The 15,139-nt window shown below is 62.8% G+C and carries 17 protein-coding genes; all 17 read left to right on the top strand.

Going from position 1 to position 15,139, the window contains the following annotated elements; genetic code table 11:
* The 17 genes from AB5Y80_RS12840 to ccmI all read left to right on the top strand — a co-directional run bounded on the left by AB5Y80_RS12840 (window position 1) and on the right by ccmI (window position 15,063).
* Window positions 1–2,142 carry a chemotaxis protein CheA gene (locus AB5Y80_RS12840; protein ID WP_368173017.1) on the top strand — a complete coding sequence of 714 codons (2,142 nt, stop codon included), beginning with the start codon at window positions 1–3 and terminating at the stop codon, window positions 2,140–2,142.
* 31 nt (window positions 2,143–2,173) lie between these two features.
* Window positions 2,174–3,289, top strand: a complete 1,116-nt coding sequence (locus AB5Y80_RS12845) for a chemotaxis response regulator protein-glutamate methylesterase (protein WP_202015493.1) — start codon at window positions 2,174–2,176, stop codon at window positions 3,287–3,289.
* A 2-nt stretch (window positions 3,290–3,291) separates the two neighbouring features.
* The gene (locus AB5Y80_RS12850; RefSeq protein ID WP_202015495.1) at window positions 3,292–4,029 is read left to right on the top strand and encodes a flagellar motor protein; all 738 of its coding nucleotides are present in this window, start codon (window positions 3,292–3,294) and stop codon (window positions 4,027–4,029) included.
* A 2-nt stretch (window positions 4,030–4,031) separates the two neighbouring features.
* Window positions 4,032–4,940 (top strand): OmpA family protein, encoded by a 909-nt coding sequence (locus tag AB5Y80_RS12855; protein ID WP_323922980.1) that lies wholly within the window; start codon window positions 4,032–4,034, stop codon window positions 4,938–4,940.
* Between the two features lie 4 nt (window positions 4,941–4,944).
* A complete protein-coding gene (locus AB5Y80_RS12860) occupies window positions 4,945–5,739 on the top strand; it encodes a ParA family protein (protein WP_010673940.1) in 795 nt (264 codons plus the stop codon).
* Window positions 5,736–6,602, top strand: a complete 867-nt coding sequence (locus AB5Y80_RS12865) for a chemotaxis protein CheW (protein WP_134996663.1) — start codon at window positions 5,736–5,738, stop codon at window positions 6,600–6,602. Before AB5Y80_RS12860 ends, AB5Y80_RS12865 begins: the two co-directional genes overlap by 4 nt.
* 69 nt (window positions 6,603–6,671) lie before the next feature.
* The gene (locus AB5Y80_RS12870; protein ID WP_010673942.1) at window positions 6,672–7,160 is read left to right on the top strand and encodes a chemotaxis protein CheW; all 489 of its coding nucleotides are present in this window, start codon (window positions 6,672–6,674) and stop codon (window positions 7,158–7,160) included.
* 71 nt (window positions 7,161–7,231) lie between these two features.
* A complete protein-coding gene (locus AB5Y80_RS12875) occupies window positions 7,232–7,618 on the top strand; it encodes a DUF2802 domain-containing protein (protein ID WP_010673943.1) in 387 nt (128 codons plus the stop codon).
* 219 nt (window positions 7,619–7,837) lie between these two features.
* Entirely contained in the window at window positions 7,838–8,473 is a 636-nt protein-coding gene (gene ccmA, locus AB5Y80_RS12880; protein WP_039039903.1) for a cytochrome c biogenesis heme-transporting ATPase CcmA, read from the top strand.
* Between the two features lie 3 nt (window positions 8,474–8,476).
* Window positions 8,477–9,145, top strand: a complete 669-nt coding sequence (gene ccmB, locus AB5Y80_RS12885; protein ID WP_010673945.1) for a heme exporter protein CcmB — start codon at window positions 8,477–8,479, stop codon at window positions 9,143–9,145.
* A 166-nt stretch (window positions 9,146–9,311) separates the two neighbouring features.
* Window positions 9,312–10,052, top strand: a complete 741-nt coding sequence (locus AB5Y80_RS12890; protein WP_010673946.1) for a heme ABC transporter permease — start codon at window positions 9,312–9,314, stop codon at window positions 10,050–10,052.
* Between the two features lie 2 nt (window positions 10,053–10,054).
* Window positions 10,055–10,261 (top strand): heme exporter protein CcmD, encoded by a 207-nt coding sequence (gene ccmD, locus AB5Y80_RS12895; RefSeq protein WP_039039901.1) that lies wholly within the window; start codon window positions 10,055–10,057, stop codon window positions 10,259–10,261.
* Window positions 10,258–10,749 carry a cytochrome c maturation protein CcmE gene (gene ccmE, locus AB5Y80_RS12900; protein ID WP_039039900.1) on the top strand — a complete coding sequence of 164 codons (492 nt, stop codon included), beginning with the start codon at window positions 10,258–10,260 and terminating at the stop codon, window positions 10,747–10,749. The genes ccmD and ccmE overlap by 4 nt, the downstream gene beginning before the upstream one ends.
* Window positions 10,750–10,828: 79 nt before the next feature.
* The gene (locus AB5Y80_RS12905; RefSeq protein ID WP_368173018.1) at window positions 10,829–12,784 is read left to right on the top strand and encodes a heme lyase CcmF/NrfE family subunit; all 1,956 of its coding nucleotides are present in this window, start codon (window positions 10,829–10,831) and stop codon (window positions 12,782–12,784) included.
* Window positions 12,781–13,311 carry a DsbE family thiol:disulfide interchange protein gene (locus AB5Y80_RS12910; protein WP_041215578.1) on the top strand — a complete coding sequence of 177 codons (531 nt, stop codon included), beginning with the start codon at window positions 12,781–12,783 and terminating at the stop codon, window positions 13,309–13,311. The genes AB5Y80_RS12905 and AB5Y80_RS12910 overlap by 4 nt, the downstream gene beginning before the upstream one ends.
* A 10-nt stretch (window positions 13,312–13,321) precedes the next feature.
* A complete protein-coding gene (locus tag AB5Y80_RS12915) occupies window positions 13,322–13,804 on the top strand; it encodes a cytochrome c-type biogenesis protein (RefSeq protein WP_041215577.1) in 483 nt (160 codons plus the stop codon).
* The gene (gene ccmI / locus AB5Y80_RS12920; RefSeq protein ID WP_124244009.1) at window positions 13,801–15,063 is read left to right on the top strand and encodes a c-type cytochrome biogenesis protein CcmI; all 1,263 of its coding nucleotides are present in this window, start codon (window positions 13,801–13,803) and stop codon (window positions 15,061–15,063) included. The genes AB5Y80_RS12915 and ccmI overlap by 4 nt, the downstream gene beginning before the upstream one ends.
* Window positions 15,064–15,139 lie beyond the last annotated feature (76 nt).

Here is a 15,139-nt window from a genome sequence, read left to right on the forward strand (position 1 = left end):
ATGGCCTTCGAAGTTGATGAAGACATACTGCAAGACTTTTTGGTCGAAGCATCAGAAATATTGGAACAGTTGTCTGAACAACTGGTCGACTTGGAAAAGCGGCCCGATGACAAGAACCTGTTGAACGCCATCTTCCGCGGCTTCCACACCGTCAAGGGGGGAGCGGGCTTCCTCTCCCTCACCGAACTGGTGGATGTCTGTCACGGTGCCGAGAACCTGTTCGACATGCTGCGCAACGGCAAGCGGACCCTCAGTGCCGAGCTGATGGATGTTATCTTGCAGGCGCTGGATGCCATCAACGTCATGTTTGCCCAGGTCCAGAACCGCGAAGAGATAAGCCCCGCTTCTCCCGATCTGCTGCACGATCTGCACGAGCTGTGCAAGCCGGAAGGGCAGGAGCAGCTGCGTACCGCCAGCGTGGCGGCCCAGCCAGAGCCCGAGCCCGAACCCGTACCAGAACCCGAGGTCATCGCCGAGGTGGCGCCTGTCGCCGTCAATGGCGGTGGCTCCATCGACGAGATCTCCGCCGACGAATTTGAACGCCTGCTGGATGAACTGCACGGTGTCGGCAAAGCGCCGACGGTCTCTGCCGCCCCCGTGCTGAGCGGTTCAGGTGACATCACAGACGACGAATTCGAAGCCCTGCTCGACCAGCTCCATGGTCAGGGCCAGCACGGTGGTGCCCCCGATCTGGCACCTTTGCAGTCGGTCCAGAAAGAGGTGGACGAGCTCATCGACGACGATGAGTTCGAGCGCCTGCTGGATGAACTGCACGGCCGTGGGCAGGGGCCCCAGCACAGTCTGGCATCTGCTCCTGCGCCCGCTCCCGAACCCAAGGCCCCGGCACCCGCAGCCCCGGTGACGTCGCCCAAGGCGCCGGTGGCCGCCAAACCCGCGCCGGCAGAGCCCCCAGCGCCAGCCAAGGCCGCCCCTGCCAAGCAGGCCGCTCCCGCCGAGAGCAGCGCGGTACAGAGCGATACCACGGTGCGGGTGGATACCAAGACCCTGGACGTCATCATGAACATGGTGGGCGAACTGGTGCTGGTGAGAAACCGCCTGGTGAGCCTCGGCATCGCCAGCAATGACGAAGAGATGTCCAAGGCTGTCGCGAACCTCGACGTCGTGACCGCCGATCTGCAGGGCGCGGTCATGAAGACCCGCATGCAGCCTATCAAGAAAGTATTCGGCCGCTTCCCGCGCGTGGTGCGCGATCTGGCTCGTACCCTCAAGAAGGAGATCGAGCTGGTGATGGTGGGTGAGGACACGGATCTGGACAAGAACCTGGTGGAGGCCCTGGCCGACCCCCTGGTTCACCTGGTGCGCAACTCCTGCGACCATGGCGTCGAGATGCCTGACGTGCGCGAGAAGGCGGGCAAACCCCGTCAGGGTACCATCACCCTGAGCGCCTCCCAGCAAGGGGACCACATCCTGCTCTGCATCGAGGATGACGGCGCAGGGATGGACCCGGAGAAGCTCAAGTCCATCGCCATCAGCCGTGGCGTGCTCGATGCTGACAGCGCGGCGCGCATGAGCGACAACGATGCCTACAACCTGATCTTCGCCCCCGGCTTCTCCACCAAGTCGGAGATCTCCGACATCTCCGGCCGTGGAGTGGGCATGGACGTGGTGAAGACCAGCATCGTCAGTCTCAATGGCTCGGTGCACATCGATTCCACCTGGGGCAAGGGCACCCGTCTCGAGATCAAGGTTCCCCTGACCCTGGCCATTCTGCCGACCCTGATGGTGGAGGTGGGTCAGCAGACCTTCGCCCTGCCCCTCGGTTGCGTGAATGAAATTTTCCACCTGGATCTGAAAAAGGCCAACGTGGTGGATGGCCAGCTCACCATCATCGTCCGTGACAAGGCGATTCCGCTGTTCTACCTGCACAAGTGGCTGGTACGGGGTGCCAGCAAGACGGCCCGCCAGGACCAGGGCCACGTGGTCATCGTCCAGATCGGCACCCAGCAGGTCGGCTTCGTGGTAGACAACCTCATCGGTCAGGAAGAGGTGGTGATAAAGCCCTTGGACAACCTGCTGCAAGGTACCCCCGGCATGGCCGGCGCCACCATCACCAGCGACGGCGGCATCGCCCTCATTCTGGATGTGCCCAGCCTGCTCAAGGCCTATGCCCGTCGCCACTGAGCGCCAGGCTCAAGGAGTTAAAAGAATAACAATGGCAGTCAAGGTATTAGTGGTCGACGATTCGAGTTTCTTCCGCCGTCGGGTCAGCGAAATCATCAATCAGGATCCCCTGATGACGGTGATTGACACGGCCCAGAACGGGCGGGAGGCGGTAGACAAGGCGCAGCAGTTGCGGCCAGACGTCATTACCATGGACATTGAAATGCCCGTGCTCGACGGCATCAGCGCCGTGCGCGAGATCATGGCCAAGTGTCCGACCCCCATCCTGATGTTCTCCTCCCTGACCCACGAGGGAGCCAAGGCAACCCTGGATGCGCTGGATGCGGGCGCCCTCGATTTTCTGCCCAAGAAGTTTGAAGACATCGCCCGGGACAAGGACGAAGCCGTCAACCTGCTGCAGCAGCGGGTCAAGGAGATCGCTCGCAAACGCTTCCTGATGGCGACCCGGCCCCGTGCCCCCGAGCCTGCCGTACGGTCCGCCGTCACGGGGGCCCTGAATCGTCCCTTGGCCGAACGCCAGCCCGAGCCTGCGCGAGCAGCGGCGGCTCCCGCCGCGTTCAAGCGCAGTGGCAAGAGTTACCAGCTGGTTGCCATCGGTACCTCCACCGGCGGGCCTGTGGCACTGCAGAACGTGCTGACCAAGCTGCCGGGGGATTTCCCTCATCCCATTCTGCTGATCCAGCACATGCCGGCCACCTTCACCGCTGCCTTTGCCGCCCGCCTCAACGGGCTGTGCCAGATAGGGGTCAAGGAGGCGCAGGATGGCGACGTGCTCAAGCCGGGTCAGGCCTATCTTGCCCCCGGTGGCAAGCAGATGCTGCTGGAAGGGCGTGGGCCCGGTGCCCGTCTTCGCATCATCGATGGCAATGACAAGGTCAACTACAAACCCTGCGTGGACATCACCTTCGCCTCCGCTGCCAAGACCTATGGCGACAAGGTGCTGGCCATCGTCCTGACCGGCATGGGTGCGGATGGCCGCGATGGTGCCCGTCTGCTCAAGGAGCAGGGGGCGACCATCTGGGCGCAGGATGAAGCCTCCTGCGTGGTCTATGGCATGCCCCAGGCCGTTGCCAAGGCGGGCATAGCAAGCGAATCCCTGCCGCTGGATCGGGTGGCCCAGCGCATTCTGGTCGAGTTGGGTCGCTGACCATGGGCATGCTCGGCCTGGTGCTGGCGCTGGGGGCCGTCGCCATCGCCCAGTGGTGGCATGGCGGCAGCTTGCTGACCCTGCTGGATGGCCCGGCCTTTGTCGTCGTCGTCGGAGGAACCTGGGGGGCGGTGATCTTGCAGACTCCCCGTAGGTACCTGCTCAGTGCCCTGAGGCAGGCAACCTGGATGCTGTTTCCGCCGCAGCTGGATCTTGCGGAGCAGGCCGAGCGCCTGAAGGCGTGGGCCCAGTTCGCCCGCCAGCAAGGCTTGCTGGCGCTGGAAAACCAGGCCGAGGCCGAGCCCGATCCCTTCACCCGCCAGGGTCTTTCCATGATTGTGGATGGCGTCTCCATCGAGGATATTCGCAGCCTGCTGGAGGCGGACATCGACATCGAGCAGGAGCGCAACGAGCACTCGGCCAGGGTGTTCGAGTCCATGGGGGGGTACAGCCCCACCATCGGCATCATCGGGGCCGTGATTGGCCTCATCCAGGCCATGTTTCATCTGGAGGAGCCAGGCACCCTGGGGGCGGGCATTGCCGTGGCCTTCGTCGCCACCATCTACGGGGTGGGCTTTGCCAACTTGCTCTATCTGCCGATTGCGAATCGGCTGCGCGCCTTCCACTACCATTACGGCCTCTATCAGGAGATGACCCTGGAGGGGCTTCTGGCCATCGCCCACGGGGAGAACGGCCCGCAGGTTGAAAGGCGGTTACGGGCTTATCTGAAAGGGGAGTAGCCATGCGCAAGCGCTATCGTTTGCACCTGCAAGGGCGAGAGCATCTCGATCGCTGGCTGGTCTCCTATGCCGATTACATGACGCTCATCTTCGCCCTTTTCGTGGTGCTCTACTCCGTTGCCATCGTCAACAAGGAGGAGTACCGCGCCGTCATCGAGGGCATGACCCAGGCCTTCAACCAGGCGCCGCGCAGCGATGGCCTGCTGGAAGGGCGGGGTAATTCCTTGCTGGACAACCCGGTCTCGGCCGCCCCCAGCCTGCTGGAGAGCCAGGCCTCTGCGTCCCCTTCGCGGGCCCCCATCACGGGTACGCCCGTCTCGCAAGATGGCACGGCTCTTGCGCAGATCGACATGCAGATCCAGAAGTCCATGGGCGCCCTGGTCGATGCGGGGGTGGTGAAGCTTGCGCAGGATGACAACTGGCTGACGGTGGAGCTGAGTTCAGGTCTCCTGTTCAACAGTGGCAGCGCTTTTCTGGGGAACAATGCCGCACCCGTGCTCGATACGCTTTCAGGTATTCTCAAACCGGTCGATAACTATGTCAGGGTGCGGGGCTACACGGATAACCAACCGATAAACAACGAAATTTTCCGCTCCAACTGGACATTGTCAGCGGCCCGCGCCGAGGCAGTGCTCAATGCCCTGGTGGGCAAGGGGGTGGCTCCCGGTCGGCTCGCCTACGAGGCGTACGGAGAGTTTTCCCCCTTCGTCGACAATGGCACCGAGCAGGGACGATTACAGAATCGCAAGGTGGTGGTCGCCATATCCAGGTTCGCCTGGGTGCCGCCAGCCCCCGTCAAACCGCTGACGGGGGCACCGGTGCAGGACGCACCGCAGAGTGTCGACAGTGAAAAGATCAGGGTGATCGCGCTGCCCGGTGGGGGCATACGCATAACAACAAGGCAGGATTGATACAGTGATTGTTTGGACGGTTGCCAATCAGAAAGGTGGAGTCGGTAAAACCACCACGGTCGTCTCCCTGGCGGGCATTCTGGCCCAGCGTGGCCAGCGGGTACTGCTGATCGACACCGACCCACACGCCTCCCTGACCTCCTATCTCGATTTCGACTCGGACAGGCTGGAAGGCACCCTGTACGAGTTGTTCCAGGCGGCCAAACCCAGCGCAGAGCTGGTCAACCGGATGACCCTCAAGACCCGATTCGAGAACATCAGCCTGCTGCCCGCCTCGATTACCCTGGCCACGCTGGATCGGGTGATGGGCAACCGGGAAGGGATGGGGCTGGTGCTCAAGCGCGCCCTGCTGCGGGTGCAGGATCAGTTCGACTACGTGCTCATTGACTGTCCGCCGGTGCTGGGGGTCATGATGGTGAACGCGCTGGCGGCCTGCGATCGCATCCTGGTGCCGGTGCAGACCGAATTCCTGGCCCTCAAGGGGCTGGAGCGGATGATGAAGACCTTCGAGATCATGCAGCGCTCCAAGCGGGAGAAGTTCCGCTACACCATCATTCCGACCATGTTTGACAAGCGTACCCGCGCCTCCCTGATGACATTGCAGTCCATCAAGGAGCAGTATGGGGAGGCGGTGTGGAATGCGGTCATTCCCATCGACACCAAATTCAGGGATGCCAGTCTGGTGCACATTCCTCCCTCCATCTATGCACCGGGCAGTCGGGGCACCTATGCCTATGAGACCCTGCTCAACCATCTCGACGCGCTGGAGCGTCAACGGACCCAGGAGGTGATGCCGTGAGAGAGACCACCCAGGTTCGGGCCATGGACGACTATTTCCACTCCCTGCTGCTGGACGATGCCCTGCTGCGGGAAGATCCCGAAGACGAAGCACCGGCCCCTGCGTTGCAACGTCAGACCGTCGCCGTGCCGGAGGTGGCTGCCACCCCCTATCTTGAAGCCGATACCCGACTGGCCCAGCTGAGCGAGCTGCTTGCCCAGGTGGGACAGGTCCAGTTCGAGATGGATGCCCTGAGCCACGAAGAGGTGCATGTCGAGCCATTCCAGCTCGAGGCGGAGGTGGTTGACAGTGAGCCTCTGGTCGCCCTGGCAGAGCCGGTGGTGGAAGCCGTGGCGGAGGAAGTCGAGCCCGTCGCCCTCGCGGTGGCAGAACCCGCGCCCGCCCTTGAGGCGGCGCCCGCACCGTCGACCTGGGAGAACCTGGATACCGGCAACGAGTTTCAGGCGCTCTTCTTCGACGTGGCCGGGGTGACGTTTGCGGTGCCTCTGACCGAGTTGGGGGGCATCCATCAACTGGGGGAGGTGACCTCTCTCTTCGGCCAGCCGGGCTGGTACAAGGGGATCATGACCTCCCGCGAGCAGAAGATGAACGTGGTGGACACGGCCCAGTGGGTCATGCCGGGCCAGCATCTGGAGATGGACGATTACAAATATCTGATTATGCTGGGAGAATCACCCTGGGGATTGGCCTGTCACCAGTTGAAGGGCACAGAACTGCTGCACCGGGACCAGGTGAAGTGGCGCCATCAGGAGGGCAAGCGCCCCTGGTTGGCCGGCATGGTCAAGGAGAAGATGTGTGCCCTGCTGCACGTCAGGGAGCTCTTGCTGCTGCTTGGCCGGGGCGTGAACATCGAAGGCCGCTGACAATATCGGCATCGCCATGGTTTTATTGCTAATTTTACCCGTTGACGGGTTCATACAAGGATCAAGAAGATGACAGAGAAGCGCAATATTGCACAGAATCTGGCCGAAGACGAAGTGCTGCAGTGGGTGACCTTCCAGTTGGAAAACGAGACCTATGGCATCAACGTGATGCAGGTTCAGGAAGTGTTGCGCTACACCGAGATCGCTCCGGTTCCGGGTGCACCTGACTACGTGTTGGGTATCATCAACCTGCGTGGCAACGTGGTGACCGTCATCGATACCCGCTCCCGTTTTGGCCTGCCGGCCGGGGACGTGAGCGAGAACTCCCGCATCGTCATCATCGAGGCGGAGAAGCAGGTGATCGGCATCATGGTGGACAGCGTGGCCGAGGTGGTCTATCTGCGCTCCTCCGAGATCGATGCCGCCCCGGCGGTGGGCACCGAGGAGAGCGCCAAGTTCATCCAGGGCGTCAGCAACCGTGACGGCCAACTGCTGATCCTGGTGGATCTCAACAAGCTGCTCTCCGACGAAGAGTGGGAAGACATTGGTTCCCTGTAACAGGGACGGGAACGTGCGGACGGGGGCGATGGCACTTCTCCGCCTCCCTGTGACGGTAAGGTGATGGTTTGATGATTGAATTTGCAGCCCTGGGGTTGTCCTTGCTCGCACTGGTGCTGGCCCTTTACGGGATCCTGGGGCACCGTCGTCGCCAGCGAGAGTCCGAGGCCAGGGTGGAAGCGCTGCAGGGGCAGCTCGAGAGTTTGCGCAAGCAGATGATGGAGCTGCACACGGGCGCCATCGGCATGGGTCAGCGTCTGCAAGCCGCAGAAGGGGCCATGCAGAAGATCCACGACAGCCAGCAGGAGCTGACGTTGCAGGATCCGGAGCGCCGCCTCTACAGCCGCGCCGCCAAGATGGTGGAGCTTGGTGCCGATCTGGACGAGGTGATGAGCGAGTGTGAGTTGCCCCAGGCGGAAGCGGAGCTGCTTATTTCCCTGCGAAAGGGACGCAGCTGACGGATGTGTCGCGGGGAGGCCGGTGCCTCCCCGCTTTCTGTTCGGCCCGTGGCCACCTCTTTCTTGATGCCGGGACGGTGGATAATCCTTTGGCATCAATCTCTTTGGTGGGGGCGCGATCTTCCCCACAAATCCTGTTGATTATTGGCATCTTTGAAAAGACGCCTCCGGATCCTGTGTTAAGATGCAGGCCGCCTCATTTTCAACGATTACATCCCCATGCTGCTTCAAGCGAACAATCTGAGCTGCGTGCGTGAAGATCGCACCCTGTTTGAACATCTCTCCTTCGCGGTGCGTGCCGGGGATTTGATGCAGATTGAGGGTCCCAACGGGGTGGGCAAGACCAGCCTGTTGCGCCTGCTCACCGGCCTCTCCCAGCCCTTTGCTGGCGAGGTGTGCTGGAATGGGGAGAATATCCGCCATTGCCGGGATGAATACCACGCCAGCCTGCTTTACCTGGGCCATCAGCCCGGCGTCAAGGCGACCCTGACCCCCCTTGAGAATCTCTCCTTCTACCAGAAGCTTCATGGCCCTGCCGGGGACGGCGTGGATCTCTGGCGGGTGCTGGCCCAGGTCGGCCTCGCCGGTTTCGAAGACTATCCCGCGGGACAGCTCTCCGCCGGGCAGCAGCGACGGGTGGCGCTGGCCAGGCTGTGGCTGAGCGAGCGACCGGCGCTCTGGATCCTAGACGAGCCCTTCACCGCCATCGACAAGCAGGGGGTCAGGGTGCTGGAGCAGTTGTTCCTCGCCCACGCGGACAGGGGGGGCATGGTGGTCCTTACGACCCACCAGGATCTGACCCTGATGCAGGGGCGGCTCAAGACCCTCTCCCTGACCTCGCTGTTGCAGGAGTAGCCCATGCTGCGCGCCGTCATACACCTTATTCACCGCGAGTTGCTGATGGCCCTGCGCCAGCGCGCCGACATCTTCAACCCGCTCTGGTTCTTCCTCATCGTCATCACCCTGTTTCCATTGGGGATCGGGCCCGAGCCCCAGTTGCTGGCCCGCATCGCTCCCGGCATCATCTGGGTGGCGGCCCTGCTGGCGGCCATGCTCTCCCTGGAGCGGCTGTTTCGTGACGACTTCAGTGACGGCGCCCTGGAGCAGATGATGCTGATGCCCCATCCCCTGGGGTTGCTGGCCCTGGCCAAAGTGATCGCTCACTGGTTGCTGACCGGTCTGCCGCTGTTGCTGGTCTCCCCCTTGCTCGCCATCCTGCTCTCCCTGGAGCTGAAGACCTATCTGGCCGTGGTGGCCACCCTGGCGCTCGGTACGCCGGTGCTGAGCCTGCTCGGGGCGGTCGGAGTAGCGCTGACCGCAGGGCTGCGCAAGGGGGGCGTGCTGCTCAGCCTGTTGCTGCTGCCGCTCTATATTCCGGTGCTTATCTTCGCCACGTCCGCCATCGACGCGGCGAGCATGGGACTGCCCTATGCCGGTCAGCTCGCCATCCTGGGGGCCATGCTGGTGGGGGCATTGACCCTGACGCCCTTGGCCATCTCGGCGGCGTTGCGGGTGAGTGTCAACTGATTGATTTGGTGAAAAGATTTTCGTTTGAAGCCTTGTTAGGGGCGAGATAGTTGAGATAGATCAAGGGGATGGCTGCTTATTGCTTTCGGGGGATATGATGTTTTTCCCCCATGGGTATGGTAGCCCTCGCCACTTAAAAATTAATAACTGAAAGGTTTCGTGAGCTATGTGGAAATGGTTGCACCCTTATGCCAAACCCGAGCGCGCCTATGGGCTGGCCGGCACCCTGCTGCCCTGGTTTGCCGTGACAAGCCTGCTCGCCTTCATCATCGGCACCGTTTGGGGGCTGGCTTTCGCACCCGCCGATTACCAGCAGGGCGACTCTTTCAGGATCATCTATATCCATGTGCCCTCCGCCATCCTCTCCATGGGCGCCTACTCCACCATGGCGGTGGCCGCCTTCATTGGCCTGGTGTGGCAACTGCGCATGGCAGACATGACGGTGGCGGCCATCGCCCCGGTGGGGGCCGTCTTCACCTTCATCGCCCTCTTTACCGGCGCCGCCTGGGGCAAACCCATGTGGGGCACCTGGTGGGTGTGGGATGCCCGGCTCACCTCCGAGCTCATCCTGCTGTTCCTCTATCTGGGTGTCATCGCCCTCTACAACGCCTTCAGCGACAAGGTGGTGGCGGGCCGCGCCGCCGGCATCCTGGCGCTGGTCGGGGTGATCAACCTGCCCATTATCCACTACTCGGTGGAGTGGTGGAACACCCTGCACCAGGGGGCCACCATCACCAAGTTTGACAAACCCTCCATCTCCCCCGAGATGCTGTGGCCGCTGCTCATCATGATCCTGGCGTTCGCCGCGTTTCTCGGTGCCCTGACCCTGATGCGTTTTCGCAATGAGCTGCTGATGCGGGAGTGGCACCGCCCCTGGGTCGCCGACATCGCCAGGCAGGAGAAGTAAGCATGCACTTTGCCTCGTTCAGTGATTTCATGGCCATGGGAGGCTATGCCTTCTACGTCTGGCTCTCCTTCGGTCTGACCCTGCTCTGCCTGGTCGGCATCGTCATTTCCACCCGGTTGAAGACCCGCAGCCTGCTTGGCGAACTGCGCAACAAGCAGGCTCGGGAGGCACGCCGCAAGGCGGCCCAGCAGATGGAGAACACCCTATGAACCCGCGCCGCAAGAAACGCCTCACCATCATCCTGGCCATCAGCCTGGGCCTTGCCAGCGTGACTGGCTTGGTGCTCTATGCCCTGAGCCAGAACATCGACCTCTTCTACACTCCGAGCGAGCTGGTGGAAGGGAAGGGGCCGGAGAAGATCAGGCCCGAGGAGGGGCAGCGCCTGCGCATCGGTGGCCTGGTGGTGCCGGGGTCTGTGGTGCGGGATCCCCAGAGCCTCAAGGTAGCCTTCAAGCTGGTGGACAACGGCGGCCATCTGGTGACGGTGGAGTTTGACGGCATCCTGCCGGACCTGTTCCGCGAGGGGCAGGGCATTGTCGCTCAGGGCACCCTCAAGGATGCCACCACGGTCGCCGCCTTCGAGGTGCTGGCCAAGCACGACGAGAACTACATGCCGCCGGAAGTGGCCGACGCCACCAACGGCATGCACTTCAAGCCCGAATACACAGAGGCGCAGTTGCAGGGAGCCAAGCAATGATGCCGGTATGCGCCAAGAATTCACTTCTTTATGCCGCCAAATCGGCAGGTTTCTCCGTGCAATCGAGAGGGAATAGTCAATGATCCCGGAATTAGGGCAGTTTTCACTGATCCTGGCCTTCGCCACCGCCCTGCTGCTGGGCAGTTACCCGCTGATCGGGGCCCATCTCGGTCGTCTTGGCATGATGTCGGCGGCCCGCCCGCTCGCCTACAGCCAGTTTCTGCTGCTGCTGCTGTCGTTTCTCTGCCTCACCTGGGCCTTTATCGACAACGACTTCACCGTGCAGTACGTGGCCACCAACTCCAACAGCCTGCTGCCCCTGCAATACCGCATCTCGGCGGTGTGGGGAGCCCATGAGGGCTCGCTGCTGCTCTGGGTGCTGACCCTGGGGGGCTGGACGGCGGCGGTGGCCTTCTTCAGCCGCCGCCTGCCGCTCGATGCGGTGGCGCGGGTACTCGGGGTGCTCGGCCTTATCTCGGTGGGCTTCACCGCCTTCGTGCTGTTCACCTCGGATCCTTTCACCCGCACCCTGCCGTATTTCCCGGTGGACGGGCGGGATCTCAATCCGCTGCTGCAGGATCCCGGTCTCATCTTCCACCCCCCCATGCTCTACATGGGCTACGTGGGATTCTCGGTGGCCTTCGCCTTCGCCATCGCCTCCCTGATGACGGGGCGTCTGGACGCCACCTGGGCGCGCTGGTCCCGTCCCTGGACCATGGCGGCCTGGGTCTTCCTGACGCTGGGCATCGTGCTCGGCTCCTGGTGGGCCTATTACGAACTCGGCTGGGGCGGCTGGTGGTTCTGGGACCCGGTGGAAAACGCCTCCTTCATGCCCTGGCTGGCGGGCACGGCCCTGCTCCACTCCCTCGCGGTGAGCGAGAAGCGCGCCACCTTCAAGGCCTGGACCGTGCTGCTGGCTCTCTCGGCCTTCTCCCTGAGCCTGCTCGGCACCTTCCTGGTGCGTTCCGGCGTGCTGGTGTCGGTCCATGCGTTTGCCTCGGACCCGACCCGGGGTCTGTTCATCCTGGGCTTCCTGCTGGCGGTGATAGGCAGCTCCCTATTGCTGTTCGCCTTCAAGGGCTCCCAGGTGAAGAGCCACGGCAAGCATGAGCTGTGGAGCCGGGAGACCCTGCTCCTTGGCAACAACATCCTGCTGGTGGCGGGCCTGCTCACCGTGCTGCTCGGCACCCTGCTGCCCCTGGTGCACAAGGAGCTGGGGCTTGGCAGCATCTCCATCGGCACCCCCTTCTTCAACCACATCTACAGCTGGCTCATCATCCCCTTCGCCCTGCTGCTGGGGGTGGGCCCCCTGTTCCGCTGGCGCCGCCAGGAGCTCGGTGAGCTCAAGGGCAAGGTGATGCTCGCCCTGGTGCTGAGCCTGGCCGCGGCTCTGCTGTTGCCCAAACTCTTTGCCGAAGCGTTCAAACCCTGGGCTGCGCTCGGTATCGGGCTTGGCGTCTGGATCATCGTCACCAGCGTGCAGGAGACCTGGGCGCGGGCCACCCACAAACACGGTTTTGCCACCGGCGTGCGCAAGCTTGGCAACAGCCACTGGGCCATGATCCTGGGGCACGTGGGGCTCGCGGTCAGCATCATCGGCATCGCCTGCACCCAGAACTACAGCATCGAGAAGGACCTGCGGATGCAGGCCGGCGATCGCGTCCAGTTCGCCGATTACGAGTTCGTCTTCACCGGCATCAAGGAGAAGAACGGCCCCAACTACGACGGTTTCAAGGGCGTGCTGGAAGTGCACCGGGATGGCAAGCAGGTTGCCCTGCTCAAACCCGAGAAGCGGATGTACACCGTGAGCCGCATGCCGATGACCGAGGCGGCCATCGATGCGGGTGTTACCCGGGATCTCTATGCGGCGCTCGGCGAGCAGCTCGACAACGGCGCCTGGGCGGTGCGGATCTACTACAAGCCCTTCGTGCGCTGGATCTGGTTCGGCGGCGTCTTCATGGCCCTCGGTGGCGTGCTGGCCATGCTGGACAAGCGCTACCGCTTCGGACGTCGTGACGAGGAGGCCAAGGCATGAGCAAGAAGACCTGGCTCTATCTGCTGCCCTTCATCATCTTCCTGATGGGGGCCGTGTTTCTGTTCAAGGGGCTCTACTCCGATCCCACCAAGCTCGAATCCGTGATGGTGGACAAGGAGGTGCCCGTGTTCACCCTGCAGGACATCTATGACCTGGGCAAGCAGCACGACAGGAGCATCCTCAAGGGGCGCCCCATGCTGCTCAACGTCTGGGCCACCTGGTGCCCGACCTGTTACGGAGAACACACCTACCTCAAGGAGCTGGCGGGGCAGGGGATCTACATCGTCGGCATGAACTACAAGGATGAGCGTGACAAGGCCATCAAGTGGCTGGCGGAGCTTGGCAATCCCTACCAGGTCAACCTCTACGATCCGGACGGCATGCTGGGACTGGATCTCGGTGTCTATGGCGCGCCCGAGACCTTCTTCATCGACAGCCAGGGCATCATCCGCTATCGCCACGTGGGGGACATCAACCCAGACGTCTGGGCGTCGACCCTCAAACCCATCTTCGATGCCATGAAGTGAGGCCTCCCCGATGAAAACACAGATTGCATCCCTGTTGCTGCTGGCCGGTCTCGTCTGCGCCGGACAGGCCCGCGCCGCCATCGATGTCTACACCTTCGAGAGCGACGCTCAGGAGCAGACCTTTCGCGAGCTGACTAAGGAGCTGCGCTGCCCCAAGTGCCAGAACCAGGACATCGCGGATTCCAACGCCGGGCTTGCCAAGGATCTGCGGGACAAGACCTACCAGATGGTGCGCGAGGGCAAGGAGAAGCAGGAAGTGGTGGACTACATGGTGGCCCGCTACGGCAACTTCATTCTCTATGATCCCCCCCTGATGGCCTCGACCCTGATCCTCTGGCTTGGCCCCTTGCTGGTCATCGTGATTGGTGTCGTCACCGTGGTGGTGCGAAGCCGCCGCCATGCCCCTGCTCCCTTGCAACAGCCTGAAGGCACCCTGAGTGCAGAAGAGCAGGCCAGGCTGTCCGCCCTGCTCAAAGAGGAAGAGAAACCATGACCCCATTCTGGATACTGGGTGCGGCCCTGCTGGTGCTGGCGAGCCTGGCGCTGATCGTGCCGCTGTGGCGCGGCGAGGGCAGGCAGAGCATCAGTCGCTCGGCCCTCAACAAGCAGCTCTATCGCCAGCGCCTGCTGGAGATAGGGGAGGAGCGGGAGCAGGGGATACTGGCGGAGGAGCCGGAATCCCTGGTAGAGCTGCAGCGCAGCCTCCTGGACGACATTCCCGACGTGGAGCAGACCGCCCGTGGCGGCAAGAGCCTGATCTGGATCCCCGGTGTGCTGGTGCTGGCGGTGGTGAGCATCGGCCTCTACGCCAAGCTCGGCGCCTGGCAGGAAGTGAGCCGCTGGCAGGATGCCAGCAGCCGGTTGGGGGAGCTCAGCAACCGTATCCTGGTGGAGCGCGACACCCGGGTGACCGAGCAGGATCTGCTGGACTTCACCCTGGCCCTGCGAACCCGGCTGAAAGAAGAACCGAACGACTATCGCGGCTGGCTGCTGCTGGGGCGCCTGACCCTGGATGGCAATGATCCCGAGATGGCCCGCGAGGCGCTGGAGCGTGCCTACGCCCTCGCGCCCCAGAAGGCCATGGTGGCGGTGCCCTATGCCCAGGCCCTGATGATGACGGGGGAGGAAGCCCGTGCGGATCAGCTGTTGCAGGCGGTCATTGCCGAGGACCCGGCCAACATCGAGGCTCGCTCCGTCCACGCCTTCATGGCCCTGCAAAAAGAGGATTTCCAGACCGCCCTCGACCGCTGGCAGGGGATGTTGCCGCTGCTGGAGCCGGGCTCGGCCCGCTACACCATGGTGGAGCGCTCCATGGAGTACGCCAGGCAGCAGCTTGGCCAGCGTGGCATCGCCGTGACTACCCCGTCTGCCGAAGGCCAGGCACAAGCCGAGGTGCTGGCGGTGAAAGAGGGGGAGTTCCCCCTGCACATCACCCTGGCGCCGGGTATCAAGATGCCGGAAGATGCCCATCTGTTCGTCTTTGCGGTGATCCCCAACGGTCCGCCCATGCCCATCGCGGTCAAGCGCATTGCTGGCCCGCATCTCCCGCTCACCCTCTCCCTGGGGGACGGGGATGCCATGATGGAGGGGAGCAAGCTGGCGGCCCATGCCGAGCTGCAGTTCAAGGCGCGCCTCTCCCGGGGCGGCAACGTCATGAACAAGGAAGGCGCCTTTGAAGGGGTTTCGGTCACCGTGCCGACCAGCACCATCCCCACAGCGCCGATTGACATCCGCATCGATCACGCCCTCTAATACGCTTTTGGCCCACCCCTTGGGGTGGGCCCCCTGTATAATTCATATCAATACCCAAAAAAATCTTAGGACTTTC

Source organism: Aeromonas sp. R2-1, assembly GCF_040908425.1.
GTDB classification, from domain to species: domain Bacteria; phylum Pseudomonadota; class Gammaproteobacteria; order Enterobacterales; family Aeromonadaceae; genus Aeromonas; species Aeromonas caviae.